This is a genomic window from Burkholderia sp. AU45388, assembly GCF_030481585.1.
GTDB lineage: Bacteria > Pseudomonadota > Gammaproteobacteria > Burkholderiales > Burkholderiaceae > Burkholderia > Burkholderia sola.
The window spans coordinates 56,528-78,138 of sequence record NZ_JAUJPV010000006.1; the positions used below are offsets into that span (position 1 = coordinate 56,528).

The following is a 21,611-nucleotide window of genomic DNA, read 5'->3' on the forward strand; positions in this document are numbered from 1 at the left end:
CATGTCATTGAATTCCGCCCACGCCGCCGCACCGCTCTGCGAGATCGACGGCCTGAAGATCGGCTTTCGCGGGCACGACGGCGTCGTCACCGACGCGGTGCGCGACCTGTCGCTGACGCTCGCGCCGGGCGAACGACTCGGCATCGTCGGCGAGTCGGGCTCCGGCAAGTCGCTGACGGGCCGCGCGCTGCTCGGCCTGCTGCCCGACGCCGCGCGCTGGTCGGCCCGCACGATGCGCTTCGCGGGCCACGACCTGCTCGCGATGTCGCCGCGCGAGCGCCGGCGCCTGTGCGGCAGCCAGATGGGAATGATCCTGCAGGACCCGAAATATTCGCTGAACCCGGTGATGACGGTCGCGAAGCAGATGGGCGAAGCGTTCCGGCGGCACGAGCCGGGCTTGCGCGGCCGCGCGCTGCGCGAGCGGATCGTCGAGGCACTCGCGGCCGTGCAGATCCGCGATCCGGCGCGCGTCGCCGACGCGTATCCGCACGAGCTGTCGGGCGGCATGGGCCAGCGCGTGATGATCGCGATGATGGTGTCGACCGGCCCGCGCCTCCTGATCGCCGACGAGCCGACGTCCGCGCTCGACGTCGCGGTATCGATGCAGGTGCTCGCGGTGCTCGACGCGATGATCGCGCGGCACGACACGGGCCTGATGTTCATCAGCCACGACCTGCCGCTCGTGATGTCGTTCTGCGACCGCGTCGCGGTGATGTATGCCGGCCGCGTGGTCGAAACCTGCGCCGCGCGCGACCTGCGCGACGCGACGCATCCCTATACGCGCGGGCTGCTGGCGGCGAATCCGCCGCTCGCGAATCCGCCCGACGAACTGCCGGTGCTACGGCGCGATCCGGCGTGGCTCGACGCGGCGGCGCCGGCCGTCGCGCGCGCCGATCGACAGGAGGCCTCGCGATGATCGACGTCGATCGCGTCTCGATTCGTTTCCCGACCCGCACGGGTCACGTCGACGCCGTGCGAGACGCGAGCTTCGCGGTGCGCGACGGCGAAGTGTTCGGGCTCGTCGGCGAATCAGGCTCCGGCAAATCGACGCTGCTGCGTGCGCTGACGGGCCTCGTGCCGCTCGCGGGCGGCAGTCTGTCGATCGACGGCCGCCCGGTGGGCGGCACGCCCGAACGCGCGTTCCGCCGGCACGTGCAGATGGTGTTCCAGGATCCGTACGCATCGCTGCATCCGCGCTTCACGGTCGACCAGACGCTGCGCGAGCCGCTGTCGATCCATGCGATCGGCGACGCCGACGCGCGGATCGCCCGCGCGCTTGCCGAAGTCGGGCTGGGGCCCGCGTTTCGCTTCCGCTATCCGCACCAGTTGTCGGGCGGCCAGCGGCAGCGCGTGGCGATCGCGCGGGCGCTGATCGTCGAGCCGCGCGTGCTGCTGCTCGACGAGCCGACGTCCGCGCTCGACGTGTCGGTGCAGGCCGAGATCCTGAACCTGCTGCGCCGCCTGCATCGCGAACGCAACCTGACGATGATCCTCGTCAGCCACAACCTCGCGGTGATCGGCTTCCTGTGCCAGCGCGTCGCGGTGATGCAGCACGGCGAGATCGTCGAGCAACTGCGGATCGAGGACGTACGGGCCGGGCAGGTCGCACGCGACTACACGCGCACGCTGCTGAACGCGACCGAAGGGTATCGCCGGCTCGACCCGGCAATCGACGCGCCCACGGCCTGACACGCGCCGCCCCGATCCCGCGACCGTTGCATGCCATGCCGCGTCCGCAACGCGGCATGTCGGCCGCCACGCCCCTCCGCCGGCCGGCCGTTCCCGCTTCAATTCGCTTCGAATAACGCATGACCGCCCACGAACGGCGGATAGCGCGAATATCGGGCGGCGCGACCACGAAATCGGTACCCCGACCGATTTCGATAACGGGGCACATACGCGCCGCCCTGCCTGCCCCCTCCCTTCCCTCTGACCGCCCCTGCGGCAGTCAACCAAAAACTTCGTACGCGTACTAGATAAATGGATTATCGATTCGTACGAGTCGCATTACAAAATCATTACGAAGTCCGCATAATTTGACCCGAAACGCGCCATTCTGAAATTTAAATTCAATTCGCGCTTTCGAACGTCGAACTTTATTTGGGACTTCAACCATGAAAAACATCAAGCACAGCGCCATCCCGCTTCTCCTCGTCGCAGCCGGCGCAGCCTTTTCGTCCACGGCCCACGCGGCGGACGGCACGGTCAGCTTCGTCGGCAAGGTCATTGCATCGACCTGCAGCGTCGATGGCGGATCGGATCTCACCGTCCCGCTGCCGCCGGTCAGCACCACCGCGCTCACCGACGTCGGCTCCGTCGCCGGTCGCAGCGCATTCTCGCTGGCGCTCAAGGGCTGCACGGTCGGCGGCGAAAATCCGGTGAAGGTCGGCGTGATCTTCGAAAACGGCGCGAACGTCGATCAGTCGAGCGGCCGCCTGACGATCGACACGGGCGCCAAGGCCGCGACAGGCGTCCAGATTAACGTGCTGGACGATCAACAGAAGCTGATCCCCATCGGCGCTCAAACCTCTGCGAGCACTCAAATCGCCGATATCGACGCCGAAGGCAACGCGAAGCTGAACTACTTCGCCGAGTACTACGCGTCCGGCGCCGTGAAGGCCGGCGACGTCAACTCGCGCGTCGAGTACTCGCTGATCTATCAGTAAGAACGCACGCGTGGAGGTCGCCGCCCCGGCGATCTCCACCCCGTCACGCCGCGCGGCACGGAACTGCCGTTTCCGTCCGCTTCCGTCCAACGATCCGACTCTCCACGCCCATGAAACTGTTGAAGCTCCTCCGTACGCTGACCCTGGCCGTCACCGCATTCGCGTCGCAAGCCGACGCAAGCGTCGTGATCGCCGGCACGCGCGTGATCTTCCCGTCCAGCGAGCGCGAGGTCACGATCCAGCTCACGAACGACAGCAAGCGTCCGGCGTTGGTGCAGGCGTGGCTCGACGACGGCGACAGCAGCGCGTTGCCCGAGCACATCGACGTGCCGTTCACGTTGACGCCGTCGATCTTCCGGATGGAAGCCGGCAATGGCCAGACGCTGCGTCTCGTGCACACCGGCGAACCGCTGCCAGCCGACCGGGAATCGCTGTTCTGGCTGAACGTGCTCGAAGTGCCGCCGAAAGCGTCGGCGGAAGAAAACCGGAACCGCATCCAGCTTGCGTTCCGCTCCCGCATCAAGATCATGTATCGCCCCGCCGGGCTGGCCGGCAGCGCCGACGATGCGCCCAGCCAGCTCGACTGGCGCGTGGTGCGCGCCGATGGCGGCTACGCGCTCGAGGCCCGCAACCCGACGCCGTTCGTCGTCAATTTCGGCAACGTGCTGCTGAATGCCGCGGGCCGCAAGCATGACGCCGGCATGGGCTATGTGCTGCCCCGAAGCACGCAACGATTCCCGATCAAGCATCTCGCCGACGCGCCCGCCGCGGGTGCAACGGTCGAGTTCGGCAGCATCGACGACTGGGGCCGGTCGACCGACATCAGGCGTCCGGTCGGCATCGCTCCGTAACGCGGCAGAAGCCGGCCGCGCGCACCGCGGGTGCGGCCGCCCGCTTCCCTTCCTTTCGTCCGCCGCCCTTTCCGCCGTCTCGACCGGACGGCCCGGACCCGGAATCCCCTGACTCGACATTCGTCACGCAGCAACGCGCACGCCCACGCGACTGCGCCGGCGAAACGCATCCGTTCGATCCGAAACCATCTGGAGTACTGCTCATGACCTCGACTCGACTGCCATGCCATCGGGCGGCCGACCTGCCACGCGTCAAGCCGATCCATCTGCTGGTGATGGCCTGCGTCGGCGCGTGGTCGAGCGACGGCCGTGCGACGACGCAAGCCGCCGCCGCAAGCACGTTCGCGCAAGTCGAGTTCGACGGCGCCTTCCTGCAGAACCGCCTGGGCAAGCATTTCGACGTGTCGCGCTTCGCGCAGCGCAACGTGACGGCGCCCGGCACGTATACCGTGGATCTCCATGTCGGCCCCGACTGGATCGGCCGCTACGACGTGCGCTTCGCGGCCGCGCCCGAGTCGGGCGACGCGCGGCCATGCTTCGACCGCACGCTGTTCGAGCGCGTCGGTATCGATTTCACCAAGCTCGCGCCGGATGTCATCGCGCAGCTTGCGAGCCCCGACGCCTGCCTGCGCGTCGAGCAAGCGGTGCCGGAAGTCAGCGCGACGTTCGACTTCGCGCGGCAAACGCTGCGGCTCTCGATTCCGCAGGCGTCGCTCGCGCGCAAGGCGCGCGGCTACGTGAACCCCGATCAATGGACCGCCGGCGAAACCGTCGGCCTGCTCGGCTACAACTTCAACCTCTACACGTCGAAGGCCAGCGGCCATACCGCGCAGACGCAGGGCTACCTCGGCCTGAACGGCGGCGTGAATCTCGGCGCCTGGCGCTTTCGGCACGAAGGTTCGTATTCGTGGTCGTCGCGCGGCCAGAGCCGTTACCAGGGCATCGCGACCTATCTGCAGCGCGACCTGCCGTCGCTGTCGTCGCAACTCGTCGTCGGCGAAAGCTACACGTCGGGCGAACTGTTCGATTCGACGCAGTTCCGCGGCGTGCGCCTGTCGACGGACGACCGGATGCTGCCCGATTCGCTGCGCGGCTACGCGCCCGTGGTGCGCGGCATCGCGAACAGCAATGCCAAGGTCACGATCCGCCAGAACGACGTGACGATCTACGAGACGACGGTCGCGCCCGGCAATTTCGAGATCGACGACCTGTACCCGACCGGGTATGGCGGCGACCTGCAGGTGTCGGTCGCCGAGGCCGACGGCTCCGTGCACTCGTTCTCCGTGCCTTACGCCGCCGTGCCGATGTCGCTGCGGCCGGGCATCGGCCGCTACAGCTTCGTCGCGGGCACGCTGCGCAATCCGTACGGATCGAGCCAGCCGCTGTTCACGCAGGCCACGTACCAGCGCGGCCTGACGAACCTGCTGACGGCCTATGGCGGCGTCACGCTCGCCGGCGGTTATGCGTCCGCGATGCTGGGCAGCGCCCTCAATACGTCGTTCGGCGCATTCGGCGCGGACGTGACGCATGCGATGACCTCGATTCCCGGCGCGAAGCGCTACAGCGGTTCGAGTGTGCGCGTCAGCTATGCGAAGTCCATCGATACGACCGGCACCGACATCGCGCTGGCCGCCTATCGTTATTCGACCGACGGCTATTTCGGCCTCAACGACGCGATGCAGGCGCGCGATGCCGTCCGGGACGGACGCCCGGCCAGTTCGGTCTGGCGTCAGCGCCATCGCGCATCGCTTGCTCTCACGCAGCGCCTCGGCGCGACCGGCGGACGCATCAACGCCACGGCTTCGACCGTCAACTACTGGAACCGCTCCGGCTCGGACGTCAACTATTCGATCGGCTACACGAACCAGTTCCGCAACGTGTCGTATAGCCTGACGGCCACACGGCAGCGCAATGCCGGCGGCGACATGGGCACGCTCTATTACGCGAGCGTCACGATCCCGCTCGGCCACGCGAGCCCGACGACCGTCTCGGGCAACGTGTCGCGCGACACGCTCGGCCGCACCCGGCTGCAGTCGACGCTGTCCGGCTCGCTCGGCGACGATCACGCGCTGTCGTACAGCGTCAGCGCGAACCACGCGTCCGGGTCGGGCTCGGCCACGGACGGCAGCGCAAACGTCACGTACCGCGCGCGCATGGCCGAAATCAATGCAAGCGCGGGCGCGAGCACCGACTTCCAGCAGGGTTCGCTCGGCGTGCGCGGCGCGCTCGTCGCGCACCGCGGCGGCATCACGTTCTCGCAGCCGGTGTCCGAGACGTTCGCGATCGTCGAGGCGCCCGGCGCGGCCGGCGCGCGCATCACGAACGCGGCAGGCGTCAAAGTCGACGGCAACGGCTTCGCGGTCGTCCCGTACCTGACGCCCTACAGCCTCAACACGGTCGCGCTCGATCCGAAGGGAATCTCGATGGACGTCGAGCTGAAGGAAACCAGCCGACAGATCGCGCCGCGCGCCGGCGCGGTGCCGCTGATCCGGTTCGCGACCGACACTGGCCGCGCGGCGCTCATTCAGGCGCCGCAGGCCGACGGCACGCCGTTGCCGTTCGGCGCCACCGTGCAGGACGAAACCGGCAAGGAAATCGGCGTCGTCGCCCAGGCGAGCAAGATCTTCGCGCGCGGGCTCGGCGACAGCGGCACGCTCACCGTTCGATGGGGCGCCGACCGCCGCTCGTTCTGCCGGATCGCATACGCGCTCCCCGTCGTCGACCGTCGCGGGCACGCGTCGGGCATACAGACCGTCAAGAGCGTCTGCCGCGCCGATTCGACGACCGCCGCACAATAAGGAACCCAGATGACCCACTTCTCTTCATCGTCCACATCGATCCGCGCAGCGCGCCGCCCACGCATGGCGCACTCGAGTGAAGTTCGGGGCGGCGTTGCCCGACGCGCGTCGCGCGTCGCCGCGATTGCATCGACGTTGCTGCTCGCATGCGCGGCGTTCGCGACCGACGCGGCCGCAGCCGGCCTCTATGCGTTCGGGCAGGCCACGGTTTCGAGCCCGGCCAACGCGGCGCCCGGGGTCGTCGTCGCGCGTCATTACTTCACGCCGCAGGACGTATGCGGCGCGAGCACTTGCCAGATCACGAGCATCAGGATGTATCCGAAAGGCGGCGTGATGACGTCCGACGGCCCCGACCTGGAAACCAACGTGTCCGGCCTGTCCACGCGCATGCTCGTCGACGGCAACGTGGCTGTGTCGTCGACGAAGACGACGCTGCGTAACACGCTCGAAGTCATGCTGTTTCGCGACAGCCGCCAGCCTCAGGACGGCTCGCTCAATTCAGGCATGATCAGCGCCTATTACACGATCTATTACAAATCCGGTCTCCTGGGCGGATCGACTCCCGTCTTCCTCGCGGCGAAGGTCAGCTTCATCAACGGAACCTGCTCGGTTCACGACCAGACCGTCACGCTGCCGCCCGTGCAGCGCCGCGACTTCAACGGCGTGGGCTCCACCGCCGGCGCGACCGAGTTCCAGGTGCGGTTGAACAACTGCCCGGCCGGCTACAACCGGATCGGATACCAACTGGCGCCGCTCGACGACGTCGTCGCCGGGATACCGGGTGGCATGCAGCTGCGTCCGGATGCGACTGCGGCCGGCATCGGCATCCATATCGCCGATGCGACGACCGGTCAGCCGCTGACGCTGCGAAAATCGCACACGGTGACCGGCTACAACGCGGCCACCGGCGGATCGCCGTCGATTCCGCTCAGGGCGTCCTATCTGCAAACAGGCGGGAAGATCGGTGGCGGTTCCGTGCATGCCGCGGCGCAGGTGCTGCTCGACTACCAATGAACGATATGTGTGCGCGGCAGCGCCGACATCCGTGCGACACCGCGGCGTGCGATACTCGGCACGCCGCGCGCGGGTTCGCCGCTACCGGGAACCCTGGTGCGCCGCGCGGGTCCATGACGTTTCGTCAACCACTCAACAGCAACCGGGAGGCATCCATGCTGCAATTCATCGAAACCCTGGTGGTCGGGCTCATCGTCGGCCTCCTCGCCCGCGCACTGAAGCCCGGCGACGACAAGATGGGCATCGTGATGACCGTCGTGCTCGGCGTCGTCGGTTCGCTGGTCGCCGGCTACGTCGGCCGCGCCGCCGGCTGGTATGCACCGGGCCAGGGCGCCGGCTGGATCGCGTCGATCATCGGCGCGATCGTGCTGCTCGTCGTCGTGGGTGCGATCCGCAAGCGCGCGGGCTGAACACCGCATACCGCGCTCCGACGCAAACGGCCGCTCGTCCCGCACGAGCGGCCGTTTTCTTTTGGCGAATCGTCATCCTCAGGATTGTCGATTCGTTGAGTCCTCAACGATTTACCCGCAAACGCTGCATCCATTGACGCGCGTCAGCCGAGCGTACGTTATCGGCTATACCCTGACTTGCGGCCGCACAAATTTGAGATAAATTGATTGAAGGAACGCGGCGTCGTTTGCTCGGCGTCGTGATTTCCGGGTTTCTCCCTCAAGAGGTTCGATGAACTTGCCGTTTACGCATACAGCACCGCAGCGTTGACGGACTGCCATTCGAGCGGCCTCGCTGCGACGCGCTTCCTCTCTGGAGCCTGTCATGAAGCATCGTTCGTTTGCCGCCTCGCTCGCGCTGGCTGCCTCGCTTCTGGCCTCGTCCTCGTCCTTTGCCGCCGGCGCGTCCGGCATCATCCACTTCACCGGCATGATCGTCGAGCCGCCGTGCTCGTTCGCGCTCGACACGGCCGACGCCGCGCATGCGCACGTGCGCCCCGACTGCCCGCGCCCGGCGAGCGGACAAGTCGCGTTCGTCGACGCGGCCAGCCTGCGCACGATCAAGACCACGGCCTTTACGCAGGCCTCGCGCGCAATCGTTTTACCTGTCCGTCCGGGCAACGCGAACGCGCCGATGATCGCGGTCGTCACCTATCAGTAGCACTCGCTGCGGGGAAACGTCGCGCGTCAGTCGCGATGGCGCGCGATCCAGTCGCTGAACGCGCGGATCTTCTGCTGGCTGCCGAGGTTCTCGGGATAGACGAAGAAGTAGCGCGCGCCCGTTTCGAGCACGATGTCGAACGGCCGTTCGAGCCGGCGCGCGCTGACGTCGTCGTCGACGAGCGTCACGTCGCCGATCGCGACGCCGAAGCCCTGCATCGCCGCGTTCGTCGCGAGATCGAGCGTGTCGAACGTCGGCCCGCGCGCGGGATCGACGCCACGCTCGCCCGCATGGTCGAGCCACGCACGCCAGTCGCGATGGTCGCGCGTGGGATGCAGCAGCGTATGGCGCGCGAGATCGCCGACCGTGCCGAGCGGCGACGCCTGCCGCAGTTCGGGCGCGCAAACGGGTGTCAGCCGCTCGTCGAACAGTGGCAGCGCGACCACGCCCGGCCCCGGCGACGTGCCGTAGACGATCGCCGCGTCGAACGGCTCGCTCGAGAAATCGACGACGTGCTGCCACGCGGTCGTGATCTGCACGTGAAGATCGGGATGTTCGCCCTGGAAGCGCATGATGCGCGGCAGCATCCAGCGCATCACGCAGGTCGGCACCTTCAGCGCGAGATCGGTGCGCTGCCGCGTGAGCTTCATCGAGATGTCCTCGATCCGCGCGAAGCTCTCGTCGACCACCGGCAACAGTTGCTCGCCCTCGGCCGTCAGCGTGAGGCCCTTCGCATGCCGCTTGAACAGCGGAAAACCGTAGTGCGCCTCGAGCGTCTGGATCTGCCGGCTCACCGCGCCCTGCGTGATGCACAGCTGCTCGGCCGCGCGCGTGAAGCTGCGGTGGCGAGCCACCGTCGAGAAGATCTGCAGCGCGTGCAGGGGCGGAAGTCGGCGCATGGCGAACGGGAAACGAAAAACGACGCGGAAGAACCGCGCGCCGACGCCGGCGCGCGCTGATCGACACGATAAGCCAAACGCCGGCTTCGCGCGAGACGCCGAAGGTTCAGGCCGCGGCGGTCAGCGCGCCCGCCGCGATGCGCGCCGCCGATGCGACGACGTCCGCGCGCGCCGCGGCGGCGGCGTCCGGCTGCGTGAACGACACGGCCATCACGATCGGCGCGCGCGACGGCGGCCACAGCACCGCGATGTCGGTCGTCGTGCCGTAGCCGCCGGTGCCGGCCTTGTCGGCCACGCGCCAGCCGGGCGGCACGCCCGCCGCGATGCCGGCCGCGCCGCGTGCGCCGCCGGCCATCCATTCCGTCAGTTGCGCGCGCTGCGGCTCGCGCAGCGTGTCGCCGAGCAGCAGCCGCTGCAGCGTGTCGACCATCGCGACCGGCGTCGACGTGTCGCGCTCGTCGCCGGGGGCGGCCCGGTTCAGTTCGGGTTCCCAGTGATCGAGACGGAAGGTGGTGTCGCCGCTTTCGCGCGCAAACGCCGTGACGGCCTGCGGGCCGCCGAGCACGCCCATCAGCAGGTTGCCCGCGCCCTTGTCGCCCGACTGCAGCATCGCCGCGCACAGCTGCGCAACCGTCATGCCGGTATCGACGTGGCTCTCCGTCACCGGCGAGCCGGACACGATTTCATAGCGGCGGTACAGGATGCGGCGCGGCAGCAGCGACGCGTCGAGCGAGCCGCGCGCGAGCATCGCGGCGGCGGCCATGACCGCATACGTGCCGCACAGCGGGAAGCGCTCGCGCGCATGGTGCGCGATGCGCACGCCGTTCGACGTATCGAGCGCGGCGACGCCGAGCCGTCCGTTCGACGCTTTTTCGAGTGCGGCGAGTTCGGCTTGCGCGGTATGGGCGCGCCCCTGGTCGGCGACCGGCGCGGAAGTACACGCGGCAACGAACGGCGCGGCAACGGCGGCAAGCAACAGCGAGCGGCGTGTCGGAGAGTGTTCCATGAATGAGGTCTGTTCTGTCGGAAACGGTGGCGCGAAGCGACGCGGCCGCGCATCGACGACGCACGACCGTTCACGCCGACGGCCGGCCCGCGACGGCATTCGCCGCGCATCCCCGAAAGACGCCCGTCGCCCCCGCGCGGTGGCGGGATTCGCATGAACACCTAGCGTAGCAGCGACCGCCGTCGCGTTCCAGCGAAACGACCCGACTTCACCCTTGCGACGAAGGCAGGTACGGCATCGGATTCACCGGCTTGCCGTCGCGCCGCACCTCGAACAGCAGCGCGACGCGCGAGTTGTCGAGGTCGCCCATCTCGGCGATCGCATCGCCCTGATGCACGATGTCGCCCGTCTTCACGAGCAGCTTGCGGTTGTGCGCATAGGCGGTCAGGAAATCCGCGTTGTGCTGGACGATGATCAGGCTGCCGTAATCGTTCAGGCCGGTGCCCGCGTACATCACGCGGCCGTCGGCCGCGGCGCGGACCGGGTCGCCCGGCCGGCCGGCGATCTGGATGCCGCGGTTCTGCCCGGGCCGGAACCCTTCGACGATCTTGCCGCTTGCGGGCCACTTGAGCGCGACACCGCCCGCATGACGCTTCGTTTCCTTGACGACCTGACGGTCGTTCGCGGTCGACGCGCTGGCCGGCGAAGTGGCCTGCGAAGTTCCCTGCGCGGTGGCCTGATTCCCCGCCGCATCATTGCTCGCGACGGCCTGCGTGCCGGCCGCGCCCGCGGGCGGCAGCGGCTGCTGCTTGACGATGCGCAGCACCTGCCCCATGCGCAGCCTGCCGTTCGCGGCCAGCTTGTTCCAGGTGCGCAAGTCGGTCACGCTGCAATCGTTCGCGGACGCGATGCCCGTCAGCGTGTCGCCGCGTTTCACGACGTACTTGCGCGCGACGAGAATGGGCGCAGGCGGCATCGGCGCGGGCGACGGCGCCGCGGACGGGCTCGAATCGGAGGGTTGGGCCGCCAGCGTGTTGCTCGGCGGAACGGACTGCGTATTTGCACAACCGGCCATGACGAGCACGGCGGCCAGCCCCGACAGCCACGCCGCCTTGCGGTGAATCTCGCGCGTTTTCATGGACGATCCGACTCCGGTTTGACAATCTTTCAAGCATCTCAAAAACGGAACGGCCGACGTGTAACCGGATGCAAACAATGATGACAAACGATCACGGACCGGATGCCGGCCGGCATTCACTACCGGTAGTACGGCCCGATCCGGAAAAACTTGATGGTCTCGACGCGGAAAAACGGAAGAATTTTCGTCACAAAAAACTATGATTGATTCGTTTCGATAGCCTCACACGACGACATTCACCGCAACCATGCGACGAATTCGGCACCCGCCCACGCGATGCCGATACACAGGAACAGCAGATGCAGCGCGATCTTGAACGACACGCCCCATGACGAATCGATCTGCATGACGGGCTCCCCGGTTGATGTGCGTTCATGATCGGCCGCCGATCGCGTCCCGAAAATGCGGAAGCGGCGAACCGGGTCTCAGGCCGCCCCTGAGACCGGCGCCGCGGTTCCTGCTAACTTATCGGCCATTCCCCACCCATCGCTCCGCCCATCATGCGCTTCGACCTGACCGACCTGCGGCTTTTCCTGAACATCTGCGAAGCCGGCACGATCACGGGCGGCGCCGAACGCACGCACATCACGCTGCAGGCGGCGAGCGAACGCATTCGCGGGATGGAGGACGAGCTCGGCGTGCCGCTGCTGCACCGGACCAAGTCGGGCGCGCAGGCCACCGATGCGGGGCGCGCGCTCGAACATCACGCGCGCACCGTGCTGCAGCAGATCGATCACATGCGCGGCGAACTGCAGCAATACGGCCAGGGGCTGCGCGGCCATATCCGGCTGCTGTGCAACACCGCGTCGCTGAGCGAATACCTGCCCGATGCCCTGGCCGATTACCTGCCGCACCATCCGAAGCTGTCGATCAGCGTCGAGGAACGTTCGAGCCAGGAGATCGTGCATGCGATCCGCAACAAGACGGCCGAGGTCGGCATCGTCGCCGATTCGGTCGGGCTCGGCGGGCTCGAACAGAAACCGTTCCGCGAAGACTGGCTGATCGTCGTCGTGCCGGCCGCGCATCCGCTCGCGTCGCACGACAAGGTCGCGTTCGACGACATCGCCGGCGAAGACTTCATCGGCCTCACCGACGGCAGCGCGTTGCAGGTGCATCTCGCCGACCAGGCGCGCGCGCTCGGCAGGCGAATCCGCTATCGCGTGCAATTGAAGAGCTTCGACGCGATCTGCCGCGTGATCGCGAGCGGCGTGGGCATCGGCATCGTGTCGCGGCATGCGGCCGAGCGCGCGATGCAGACGATGGACGTGCGGCTCGTCGAGTTGTCCGATCCGTGGAGCCATCGGAAACTGACGCTCTGCGCGCGGTCGTTCGACGCGCTGCCGAAGTACACGCGCGAGTTCGTCGCGTTCCTGTCTGGCGACGCACCGCCGCCGTAACGCGCGCCGCATTCGACTCGCCCCATCGACATACGGAGACGTGACCATGACCGACATCGACCTCGCAACCCGCTATCGCGCGTATATCGACTGCCTGAACCGGCAGGACTGGACGGCGCTCGGCGAACACGTGTCCGACGACGTGATTCACAACGACCGGCCGCTCGGCCTCGCCGGTTACCGCGCGATGCTGGAACAGGACTTCCGCGACATTCCCGACCTGCGCTTCGACATCCGGCTGCTCGTGTGCGAACCGCCGCGTGTCGCATGCCGCCTTCGCTTCGCGTGTTCGCCGAAAGGGACGTTCATGGGGCTCGCCGTCGACGGCCGCAAGGTCACGTTCGCCGAGAACGTGTTCTACGAGTTTCACGACGGCAAGATCCGGCAGGTGTGGTCGGTGATCGACAAGGCGGCGATCGAGAAGCAGCTTTGAACGTCGTCGAAGCGGCGGGTCGGCGCATGTGGCTGCGGGCAGCCTTGAGCGGCTCTCTGCGTCTGGATTCTTATGGATAACGTTTTCTCTCTTCATGCATCGAGAACCCGTTTCCCTGGCATGCTCCCGCTGGCCGCTTCACAGCTTCTCTGTCGCGCGATGACACGCGGTCATCAAGATAAAATTCCCGCTACTTACGTGTAATTTCGACTCCCCCTCCCTCACACCCATTCGGGTTTCTACCGCCGTCTCCGACGTGAAAGTTCATTGACATCACGCCGCTCGATGCCTAAATTTGGAAAACGTTTTCCAATGCGCGAGCGAGATGTCCGTCATGGCCCGCGCAGGGGGAACGCTTGCCTGCTCGATGTGCGAGGCAGGCCGTCCGCCTCAGGGATCAGGGTTTGCAGGGCGGGCGCCAGGTACGGCACCGAGCGCGGTATCGGCGATACGTGACCGTGCTTCACCACTATTCAAAACTGGAGACACCATGCATCCGCGCAGCAGATTCGCGCTCGGCGCCGCGCTCAGCGCCCTTTCCGTCGTGCTCGTGAGCGCGTGCGGCGGCAACGACGTGACGGACACACCGTCGTCGTCCCCTCCGTCCACCCCGCCCGCGCTCGCATCGAACTCGCTGCAGGCCCTCGTCTATGGCGCGCCCGACACCAGCGTGCCCGCCGGCACGAACGTCCCGGTCACGATGATGGGCCAGATGCGCGCGCTGTTCGACCTGATCCGGAAATCGCCCGATTTCACGCAGGTCGTGATGGATCTCGGCGACGGCACGCCCGTCCACGTGCTCGACACGAATACCGGCGACAAATTCCTTCCCGGCAAGCTCGCGCTCGGGCTGTCATACATCCTGATCGACATGAAGGCGAAGAACGACCCGCAATACGCGAGCTACCTCGCGACGTACCAGACGATCACGACCGCGATGATGGCGCAGTCGGGCGGCACCTACGCGTATGCGAACACGTCGTGGGGCGAGTACTACTACCTCGTCGCGCTGAACAACCTGAAGGCGCGCGGGATGCTCAACGAAGTCTTCAGCGACGCGATGCTCGCGACGCTGCAGCAGCGGCTCACGTTCTGCGACATGTTCGGCCCCGATGCGAGCGGCAAGACCACGACGTGCCCGGCCGCCGGCACGCCGATCGACATCGCGTCGCTCAACACCGCGCAAAACTACTATGCGGTGTCCTACGGCATTGCCGGGCTGCGCCAGAAGCTCGGCTGGAGCAGCCCGTCGTTCGCATCGAAGACCGATCCGGCGGTCGCGGCGATGAGCGCACGCGACGCGCTGCTGTACACGCTGACGAACCACATCCGCAACGACTCGTCGGGCGGGTTCTCCGACGAAGCGTCGAACACGCACACGACCTACTACGACCAGGCGCGCTTCGACCGCTACAGCACGCTGCTGATCGGCGAAGTGGTCGAGCGCACGTTCGAGATGGGCAACGAAGCGAATCTCACGCCGGAGTTGAAGGGCTATCTGCGCAAGTCGGTCGACCTGATCCTGCCGCAACTGAACGCCGACGGCCAGGGTTTCGACTACGGCCGCTCGATCGGCCCGTACGGCGATTCCGCGTTCATGGAGGTGCTGACGGCCGCGGCCAATGCCGGCGTGTTGACCGATCGCGAGAAACAGGTTGCGTATGCATTCATCTACCAGGCCGCGCGTCGTTTCGACACGTACTGGTACGACCCGTCGCTGCCGACGCCGTCGGTGAACATGTGGGTCAAGGGCCGCGGCACCGACACGTATCGCGGCAAGCCGCGCGTGATGGGCGAGAACTTCAGCCTGCTGCACCAGTACCTGTACGTGAACGCGTGGTGGAACAAGCTCGGCTTCGGCGGCCAGGCGCCGATGGCCGATGCGGACTACCGCGCGTGGCTCGACGCGCTGCCGCGCTACACGCTCACCTGGTACAACCAGCCGGGCGACGCCGCGCATCCGTACAGCGCCGCGTTGCTCACCGTGCGCGACGGCCGGCGCGTGATCAACCTGAACCTCAGCCAGGCGCCCGACTACGACTCGTACACGCCGTATTACCCGGTGCCGTTCTCCGACAAGCTGATCTACGGCACGACCGACCTCGGCTATGCGCTGCTGCTCCCGCAGGTGACGTACAACGCGAAAACCTACATTCCCGTCACGTACTACAGGAACCTGAACGTGCAGCAGAGCAACGGCCAGGTGATCGTGTCGTTCGATACGACGAAGTTCCGGCTCGCGTCGAAGAACGCCGCGTACACGACGGATCTCGACCTGCAGGTGCACACGGTGCTGACGTTCGCGCACGGCGCGATTTCGCGCAGCGATACGCTGAGTTCGGGCACGCTCGCGGGCAACCTCGCGGTCGAGACGGACTTCACGTCGTTCGCGGATTTCTCGTCGACGCAGGCCAATGGCGACGGCGTGTCGGTGACGTACGCGAACAGCGCCGCGACCGGTTATACGGCATCCGGGTTCGACAACTGCGCGCTGTCCGCCTTCGACACGGCGAACGGCGCGACGAATCCGTTGTCGACGACGCCGATCGGGCAGTTGCATTCGAACTTCGCGTGCACGACGAAACCGTTCGCGCTCGGCGCAGGCGCGACGCGTACCGTCGGGTGGACGCTGAGGTACGCCGATCCGGCGTAAGCGGCACGACCGCCACCCCGTGACCGTTCCCGAAGCCGGCTGCCGAAACCGGCTTCGGGATCATTCAGCGCCGGGGCGCACGCTCACCACCACCGCGATCCCGCCATATACGCGCCGAGCGCGATCAGCCCGACGAAGAAGCAACGCTTGAACATCTTCTCGCTCATCACGCGCCGCGCATATTGCCCGCCGGCCATCCCTGCGAGCGCCGGCACCAGCGCGAGCGCCGACACGCCGAGATCGACCGTCTGCAGTGCGCCCGTCACGCGCAACTGCAGGCCGAGCACGATCGTCGATGCGGTAAACGACAGCCCGAGCGCCTGGATCAGATCGTCCTTCGACAGCCGCAGCGCCTGCAGATAGGGCACGGCCGGTACGACGAACACGCCGGTCGCGGCCGTCACGACGCCTGTCAGGTAGCCGACCACGGCCGACAGCCATGTTTCATGGCGGCCCGGTGCGGGCAGCCGCGCCGCCGCCAGCCCCCACAGCCCGTAAAGCACCAGCACGATGCCGAGCGCCGTGTGCGTCCACGTACTGCCGGCTGCAAGCGCCGGCAACCCGCCCGTCAGCGTGCCGACGGTCAGGCCGACGAGCAGCGGCCACAGCCGGCGCAGCAGCGCGCCGAACGACGGACCGAGCCACAACTGCCACACGTTGGTGATGAACGACGGCACGAGCAGCAGGCTCGCCGCGGCCGACGGCGGCATCGCGAGCGTCAGCAGCCCCATCGCGATCGTCGGCAATCCAAGCCCGATCATCCCCTTGACCGCGCCGGCCAGCAGGAAAACCAGCACGATGATCGTCAGCGTATGAATTGGCATGGCAGGCATCCCGTCCGTTGAGTACGGCGCCGATGGTGCCTGCCCGCCACGCCGCCCGCCATCTGGCTTTGCCTGAGGCTGGCTCGGGGCCGCCGGACGGGCTTTCAGGACCGTCGATCCCCACGCGTCACCCCCGGCCTTGCTCGCTGTCGAGGTGCGCCATCTGCGCGGCCGGATAGCGCTCGCCGGCAGTCGCCCCGGCGGGAACCGCCGCTTCGATGCGGGCGAGTTCTTCGACCGTTAGTTGCAATTCGGTCGCCAGCAAACCGTCCCGCAGTTGCGTGCGCTTGCGCGCGCCGACCAGCGGCACGATGTCGGCGCCACGCGACAGCGCCCACGCAATCGCGACCTGCGCCGGATTGCTGCCCTTCTCGTCGGCGATCGTGCGCAGCGCGTCGACGAGCGCGAGGTTGTGCGTGAGGTTCTCGCCCTGGAAGCGCGGGCTCGCCGCGCGGAAATCGCGCTCGCCCTGCCGCGCCGCCGTCCAGCGCCCGCCGAGCAGCCCGCGCGACAGCACACCGTAGGCCGTCACGCCAATGCCGAGCTCGCGGCACGCGGGCAGGATCTCGGCCTCGATCCCGCGCGACAGCAGCGAGTATTCGATCTGCAGATCGGCGATCGGCGCGACGGCGGCCGCGCGGCGAATCGTGTCCGCGCCGACTTCCGACAGCCCGATATGGCGCACGTAGCCGGCTTTCACGAGATCGGCGATCGCGCCGACCGTCTCTTCGATCGGCACCGCCGGATCGACGCGGGCCGGCCGGTAGATGTCGAGGTAGTCGGTGCCGAGCCGCTTCAGCGAGTACGCGACGAAGTTCCGGATCGCCGCGGGCCGCGCGTCGTAGCCGGCGAACCCGCCGGCCGGATCGCGCAGCGCGCCGAATTTCACGCTGATCAGCACCTGGTCGCGCGCCCGGCCGCGCAGTGCGTCGCGGATCAGCATCTCGTTGTCGCCCATCCCGTAGAAGTCGCCGGTATCGACCAGCGTGATGCCGTGGTCGAGCGCCGCATGCAGCGTCGCGATGCTTTCGCCGCGGTCGGCCGGCCCGTAGAAATCCGACATCCCCATGCAGCCGAGCGCGATCGCCGAAACCTGCGGGCCCGTGCGGCCCAGTTGACGCGTGTCCATGTCCGTTTCCTTCGAATGGTGAGTGGATGAAACGGATTCTGGCCGCACGACGCCGCCCGATAAACGCGAAACGCTCCACCAAACCATTCGACGCTGATTAACAATGGAGCCTGTTCCCGTTCCCGCCAAGGTGTTCGCCCGCATGGACCATCTGCAAGCAATGCGCGTCTTCGCGCGCGTCGCCCATCTCGGCAGCTTCACGAAAGCGGCCGAGCAGCTCCAGTTGCCGCGCCCGACGGTCAGCAATGCCGTCCAGTATCTGGAAAAGCACCTGAAGATCCGCCTGCTGCAACGCACGACGCGGCGCGTCGCGCTGACCGCCGAGGGCGCGACCTACTACGAGCGCTGCGTGCGGTTGCTCGCCGATCTCGACGACGCGGAAACGCTGTTCGAGGATGCCGGCGCGTCGCCGCGCGGCGTGATCCGCATCGACCTGCCCGAACGTTTCGCGCTGAACCAGGTGATTCCGGCGCTACCGGATTTCCATGCGCGCTACCCCGACCTGCGCGTCGCGATCAGCACGACCGACCGCTTCGTCGATCTCGTGGCCGACGGCATCGACTGCGCGGTGCGGGTCGGCGTGCTGTCCGACACGTCGCTCGTCGCGCGGCACGTCGGCGAGATGCCCCAGATCAACTGCGCGTCGCCCGCCTATCTCGCGCGACACGGCACGCCGCGCTCGCCGGACGATCTGCCGGACCACGTCGCGGTCGGCTATTTCTCGAGCCGCACGGGCCGCGAACTGGACTGGGAATATGCGGACATGGATTCGGGCGAGCTGCACACGGTGAAGATGCGCAGCGTCGTGTCGGTCAACAGTTCGCAGGCGTATCTCGCGTGCTGTGTCGCGGGCCTCGGGCTGATCCAGGCGCCGCGCGACGGGCTCGCGCCGCTGCTCGAGGGCGGCTCGCTGGTCGAGGTGCTGCCGGAATGGCAGGCGCCGCCGTTGCCGGTGTCGGTCGTGTTTCCGCACAGCCGGCATCTGGCCCCACGCGTGCGGATCTTCGTCGACTGGCTCGCGGAAACGCTCGGCGGCACGCACCGGGCGGACTGACGGCGGCCGTGCCGGGGCCGTTCGCCCCGGCGCCGGCGCCCGGTCAGAACTTGTGGCGGATCGCGGCGCGCACCGCGAACTGGTTCGACGATGCCGACGGCCCGTCCGTGCCGACGACATAGCCGCCGTCGGCGGCCGTGCCCGTCTTGTCGCCGCCCACCTTCTGCCATGCGCCCTGCAGATACACGTCGGTGCGCTTCGACAGGCTGTAGTCGGCCATCAGGCCGACCGTGTGGTACTTCGGCTTGAACGAGCCGGCCGCGGCATCGTACTTGCCGTCCGTGTACACGTACTGCGCGCCGAGGTAGAAATCGGGCGTGAGCTGGTATTTGCCGTTGATCTCGAAGTTCTGGAACTTCGTCGCGGTCAGCCCGAGGCCGGCGAACGTCGACGCCGGCAGATAGATCGTCGATACCGGGTTCTTCACGTCGGTCTTCGTATAGACGACGCCGACCGTCGCCGGGCCGAACGTGTAGTTGACGCCGCCGCCGAAGATGCGCAGCCGATCGGCGACGAAGTTCGCGTCGTCGGCCGCGATCGCGCCCGCGTTGCCGATGCCCGGGTTGTTCGCCTGCAGGTACGCGGCCGCGACCTGCAGCCCGGCCAGCGAATACTGCGCGCCGAGGCTGTACTGGCGGTTGTTCGAGAAGCCCGTGCTGTTGCTGAAGCTGTACGTGCCGCCGAACGTCAGGCCGTTCCAGTCGGCGCTCGCGTACTTGACCGTGTTGTTGACGCGGAACGAGTTGTCCGTGTTGTCGTTGTCGAACGGGTGCGAGAACAGCGTGCCGCCCCAGTTGCCGTTCGCGGTCAGCGGCGCGAGATAGTCGACGACGGCATCGTACTGGCGGCCGAAGGTCAGCGTGCCGAAGCGCGACTCGGACAACCCGACGAACGCCTGACGGCCGAACATCCGGCCGCCCTGGCCGAGCCGGCCGTTGTTCACGTCGAAACCGTTTTCCAGCGTGAAGACCGCCTTCAGCCCGCCGCCGAGATCCTCGCTGCCCTTCAGGCCCCACCGGCTGCCCTGCGCATAACCGCTCGCGAGCTGGTAATTGGTCTTTCCGACCCCATTGACGTTGACGTTGTTCGTGTAATTGAAGCCTTCGTCGATCACGCCGTACAGCGTCACGCTGGTCTCGGCGAAGGCCGGCGCGGCGAAGGCAGCGAGCGCGGCGGCAAAAATGACGTGCTTCCTCATGACGAATCTCCGGAGCCGGGGGCCGGGCTGGCCGTACGCCCGGCGAATGTTCGATCTGTTGTATGTGTGGCCCGCAGGGCGGACGACGCGGTGTGCGGCCGCGTGAGGACAAAATGGTGTCACGACGCAAACCGTCCGTCCATCGGGTGCGGGTCGTCGCGCGCAAAGCGTTGCGCTCGTCCAACTGCCCCGTTGCGCGGACAGCCTGACGGGGCTTGTCGGCAGCGGCCGGCCGGCCCGCCATCCGCGTAAACCCGGAACGCTTCGCATCGGTGGCACAATGCGCATCCGTCCGCCATTTCTTCACGAAGTCATGCTTCACCCCGATTCATGCGCGGCGCGTGCCGGCCGTGCCCGCGGCCCGCGCCGGAAGGCGCTCCGATGACCGCGCCGGCCCGGGCCGGCCGCTACGCCGAGCTCGATTTCTTCCGCGGCCTCGTGCTGCTCGTCATCGTCGTCGACCACATCGGCGGCAGCATCCTGTCGCGCGTCACGCTGCATGCGTACGCGCTGTGCGACGCGGCCGAGGTGTTCGTGTTCCTCGGCGGCTTCGCCACCGCCATTGCGTACAACTCGCTCGCCGAGCGGCACGACGAGGCCGCCGCGCGCCAGCGTTTCATCCGGCGTGCGTTCGAGATCTACCGTGCGTTCCTCGTGACGGCCGGCCTGATGCTGCTGATCACCGCCGCGCTGAATGCGCTCGCGATCGACGGCCCGAACATGCCGACCAACGATCTCGACGGGCTGCTGCACAAGCCGCTCGCCGCGCTGCGCGACATCCTGCTGTTCCGCCGCCAGCCGTACCTCGCGTCGGTGCTGCCGATGTATGCGTTCTTCGCGTTGCTCGTCCCGCTCGCGCTGCCGCTCGCGCGCACGCAGCCGTGGCTGATGCTCGCGTTCAGCGGATCGCTGTGGTACGCGGCGCCGCACATCGCACGCTTCTTGCCGACCGTCGAAGGCGCGCCGTGGGATTTCAACCCGTTCGCGTGGCAGTTCCTGTTCGTGCTCGGCGTGATCGCGCGCTGCCAGCCTGTCTACCAGACCCTCGCGCCGAAGCCGCAGGGCTGGCTGCTGACGGCCGCGGCGCTCGCGATCGTCGCGGCCGGCGCGTACTACCGGCTGCGCATCGAGCCGTTCCCGACCGATCCGTCGATCAAGCAGAACCTCGGCGCGCTGCGGCTCGTGAACTTCCTCGCGATCGCATGGCTCGCGGCCAAGCTCGTGCACCTCGGCTGGATGAAGAAGGTCGCGCACGCGATGCCGTGGATCGGCACGATCGGCCGGCAGGGGCTGCTGTGCTTCGTCGCGGGCACCGGCATCTCGCTCGCGGTCGATTCGGTGCTCTACCAGGCGACCGAAGGCTATCTCGACGTGCCGCTCGGCCTCGCCGCCGACGCCGTCGCGATCGGGCTGCTGTATCTCGTGGCCAAACTCTACGGGCCGCTCGTCGCGCGGCTGCCGTTCCGCTCGCGGCCATGACGCGCCGCGCCGTCATGCGCCG

19 protein-coding genes are annotated in these 21,611 nt (G+C 67.5%); 13 read left to right on the forward strand and 6 right to left on the reverse strand.

Features of this window, described 5'->3' with window-relative positions; all coding sequences use genetic code 11:
• Position 1 precedes the first annotated feature (1 nt).
• The 8 genes from QZM72_RS13500 (at position 2) to QZM72_RS13535 (ending at position 8,439) form a co-directional block, all read left to right on the forward strand.
• Positions 2-916 (forward strand): ABC transporter ATP-binding protein, encoded by a 915-nt coding sequence (locus QZM72_RS13500; RefSeq protein ID WP_089470000.1) that lies wholly within the window; start codon positions 2-4, stop codon positions 914-916.
• Positions 913-1,689 (forward strand): ABC transporter ATP-binding protein, encoded by a 777-nt coding sequence (locus QZM72_RS13505; RefSeq protein ID WP_089470001.1) that lies wholly within the window; start codon positions 913-915, stop codon positions 1,687-1,689. The genes QZM72_RS13500 and QZM72_RS13505 overlap by 4 nt, the downstream gene beginning before the upstream one ends.
• 425 nt (positions 1,690-2,114) lie before the next feature.
• Complete coding sequence (locus tag QZM72_RS13510) at positions 2,115-2,666, forward strand: fimbrial protein (RefSeq protein ID WP_089470002.1); 552 nt, start codon at positions 2,115-2,117, stop codon at positions 2,664-2,666.
• A gap of 110 nt (positions 2,667-2,776) precedes the next feature.
• Positions 2,777-3,517: a molecular chaperone gene (locus tag QZM72_RS13515; RefSeq protein ID WP_089470003.1), complete on the forward strand. Its 741-nt coding sequence runs from the start codon at positions 2,777-2,779 to the stop codon at positions 3,515-3,517.
• A gap of 203 nt (positions 3,518-3,720) precedes the next feature.
• A complete protein-coding gene (locus QZM72_RS13520) occupies positions 3,721-6,315 on the forward strand; it encodes a fimbria/pilus outer membrane usher protein (protein ID WP_089470004.1) in 2,595 nt (864 codons plus the stop codon).
• Between the two features lie 333 nt (positions 6,316-6,648).
• On the forward strand, positions 6,649-7,329 hold the full coding sequence (locus tag QZM72_RS13525; protein ID WP_301738443.1) for a fimbrial protein: 681 nt from the start codon (positions 6,649-6,651) through the stop codon (positions 7,327-7,329).
• 155 nt (positions 7,330-7,484) lie between these two features.
• Positions 7,485-7,739, forward strand: a complete 255-nt coding sequence (locus QZM72_RS13530) for a GlsB/YeaQ/YmgE family stress response membrane protein (protein ID WP_089470006.1) — start codon at positions 7,485-7,487, stop codon at positions 7,737-7,739.
• 364 nt (positions 7,740-8,103) lie between these two features.
• Positions 8,104-8,439, forward strand: coding sequence for a hypothetical protein (locus QZM72_RS13535; RefSeq protein ID WP_089470007.1), 336 nt, complete (start codon positions 8,104-8,106; stop codon positions 8,437-8,439).
• Positions 8,440-8,465: 26 nt separating this feature from the next.
• On the opposite strand, the gene QZM72_RS13540 is transcribed toward QZM72_RS13535, so the two are convergent.
• The 3 genes from QZM72_RS13540 to QZM72_RS13550 all read right to left on the reverse strand — a co-directional run bounded on the left by QZM72_RS13540 (position 8,466) and on the right by QZM72_RS13550 (position 11,422).
• Positions 8,466-9,338, reverse strand: coding sequence for a LysR substrate-binding domain-containing protein (locus tag QZM72_RS13540; RefSeq protein WP_089470008.1), 873 nt, complete (start codon positions 9,336-9,338; stop codon positions 8,466-8,468).
• A 106-nt stretch (positions 9,339-9,444) separates the two neighbouring features.
• Positions 9,445-10,344 carry a class A beta-lactamase gene (gene bla, locus QZM72_RS13545; RefSeq protein WP_089470009.1) on the reverse strand — a complete coding sequence of 300 codons (900 nt, stop codon included), beginning with the start codon at positions 10,342-10,344 and terminating at the stop codon, positions 9,445-9,447.
• Positions 10,345-10,552: 208 nt separating this feature from the next.
• Complete coding sequence (locus tag QZM72_RS13550) at positions 10,553-11,422, reverse strand: peptidoglycan DD-metalloendopeptidase family protein (RefSeq protein WP_089470010.1); 870 nt, start codon at positions 11,420-11,422, stop codon at positions 10,553-10,555.
• Between the two features lie 500 nt (positions 11,423-11,922).
• Between QZM72_RS13550 and QZM72_RS13555 the strand changes: the two genes are divergently transcribed.
• From QZM72_RS13555 to QZM72_RS13565, 3 genes are all read left to right on the forward strand, one after another.
• A complete protein-coding gene (locus QZM72_RS13555) occupies positions 11,923-12,819 on the forward strand; it encodes a LysR substrate-binding domain-containing protein (RefSeq protein ID WP_301738359.1) in 897 nt (298 codons plus the stop codon).
• Positions 12,820-12,865: 46 nt separating this feature from the next.
• Positions 12,866-13,252, forward strand: coding sequence for an ester cyclase (locus QZM72_RS13560; protein ID WP_301738360.1), 387 nt, complete (start codon positions 12,866-12,868; stop codon positions 13,250-13,252).
• Positions 13,253-13,742: 490 nt separating this feature from the next.
• On the forward strand, positions 13,743-15,905 hold the full coding sequence (locus tag QZM72_RS13565) for a hypothetical protein (RefSeq protein WP_301738361.1): 2,163 nt from the start codon (positions 13,743-13,745) through the stop codon (positions 15,903-15,905).
• Positions 15,906-15,988: 83 nt separating this feature from the next.
• Here the strand turns inward: QZM72_RS13565 and QZM72_RS13570 are convergent, their stop codons facing one another.
• A complete protein-coding gene (locus QZM72_RS13570) occupies positions 15,989-16,729 on the reverse strand; it encodes a sulfite exporter TauE/SafE family protein (protein ID WP_301738363.1) in 741 nt (246 codons plus the stop codon).
• A gap of 127 nt (positions 16,730-16,856) precedes the next feature.
• Positions 16,857-17,858 (reverse strand): aldo/keto reductase, encoded by a 1,002-nt coding sequence (locus QZM72_RS13575; protein WP_301738364.1) that lies wholly within the window; start codon positions 17,856-17,858, stop codon positions 16,857-16,859.
• 142 nt (positions 17,859-18,000) lie between these two features.
• Between QZM72_RS13575 and QZM72_RS13580 the strand changes: the two genes are divergently transcribed.
• Positions 18,001-18,912, forward strand: a complete 912-nt coding sequence (locus tag QZM72_RS13580) for a LysR family transcriptional regulator (RefSeq protein WP_301738365.1) — start codon at positions 18,001-18,003, stop codon at positions 18,910-18,912.
• A 43-nt stretch (positions 18,913-18,955) separates the two neighbouring features.
• Here QZM72_RS13580 and QZM72_RS13585 read toward each other — a convergent pair whose 3' ends face one another.
• On the reverse strand, positions 18,956-20,110 hold the full coding sequence (locus tag QZM72_RS13585) for a porin (RefSeq protein ID WP_089470017.1): 1,155 nt from the start codon (positions 20,108-20,110) through the stop codon (positions 18,956-18,958).
• Positions 20,111-20,491: 381 nt separating this feature from the next.
• Here QZM72_RS13585 and QZM72_RS13590 point away from each other — a divergent pair, with 381 nt between their 5' ends.
• Positions 20,492-21,589 carry an OpgC domain-containing protein gene (locus tag QZM72_RS13590; protein ID WP_301738367.1) on the forward strand — a complete coding sequence of 366 codons (1,098 nt, stop codon included), beginning with the start codon at positions 20,492-20,494 and terminating at the stop codon, positions 21,587-21,589.
• Positions 21,590-21,611: the final 22 nt, after the last annotated feature.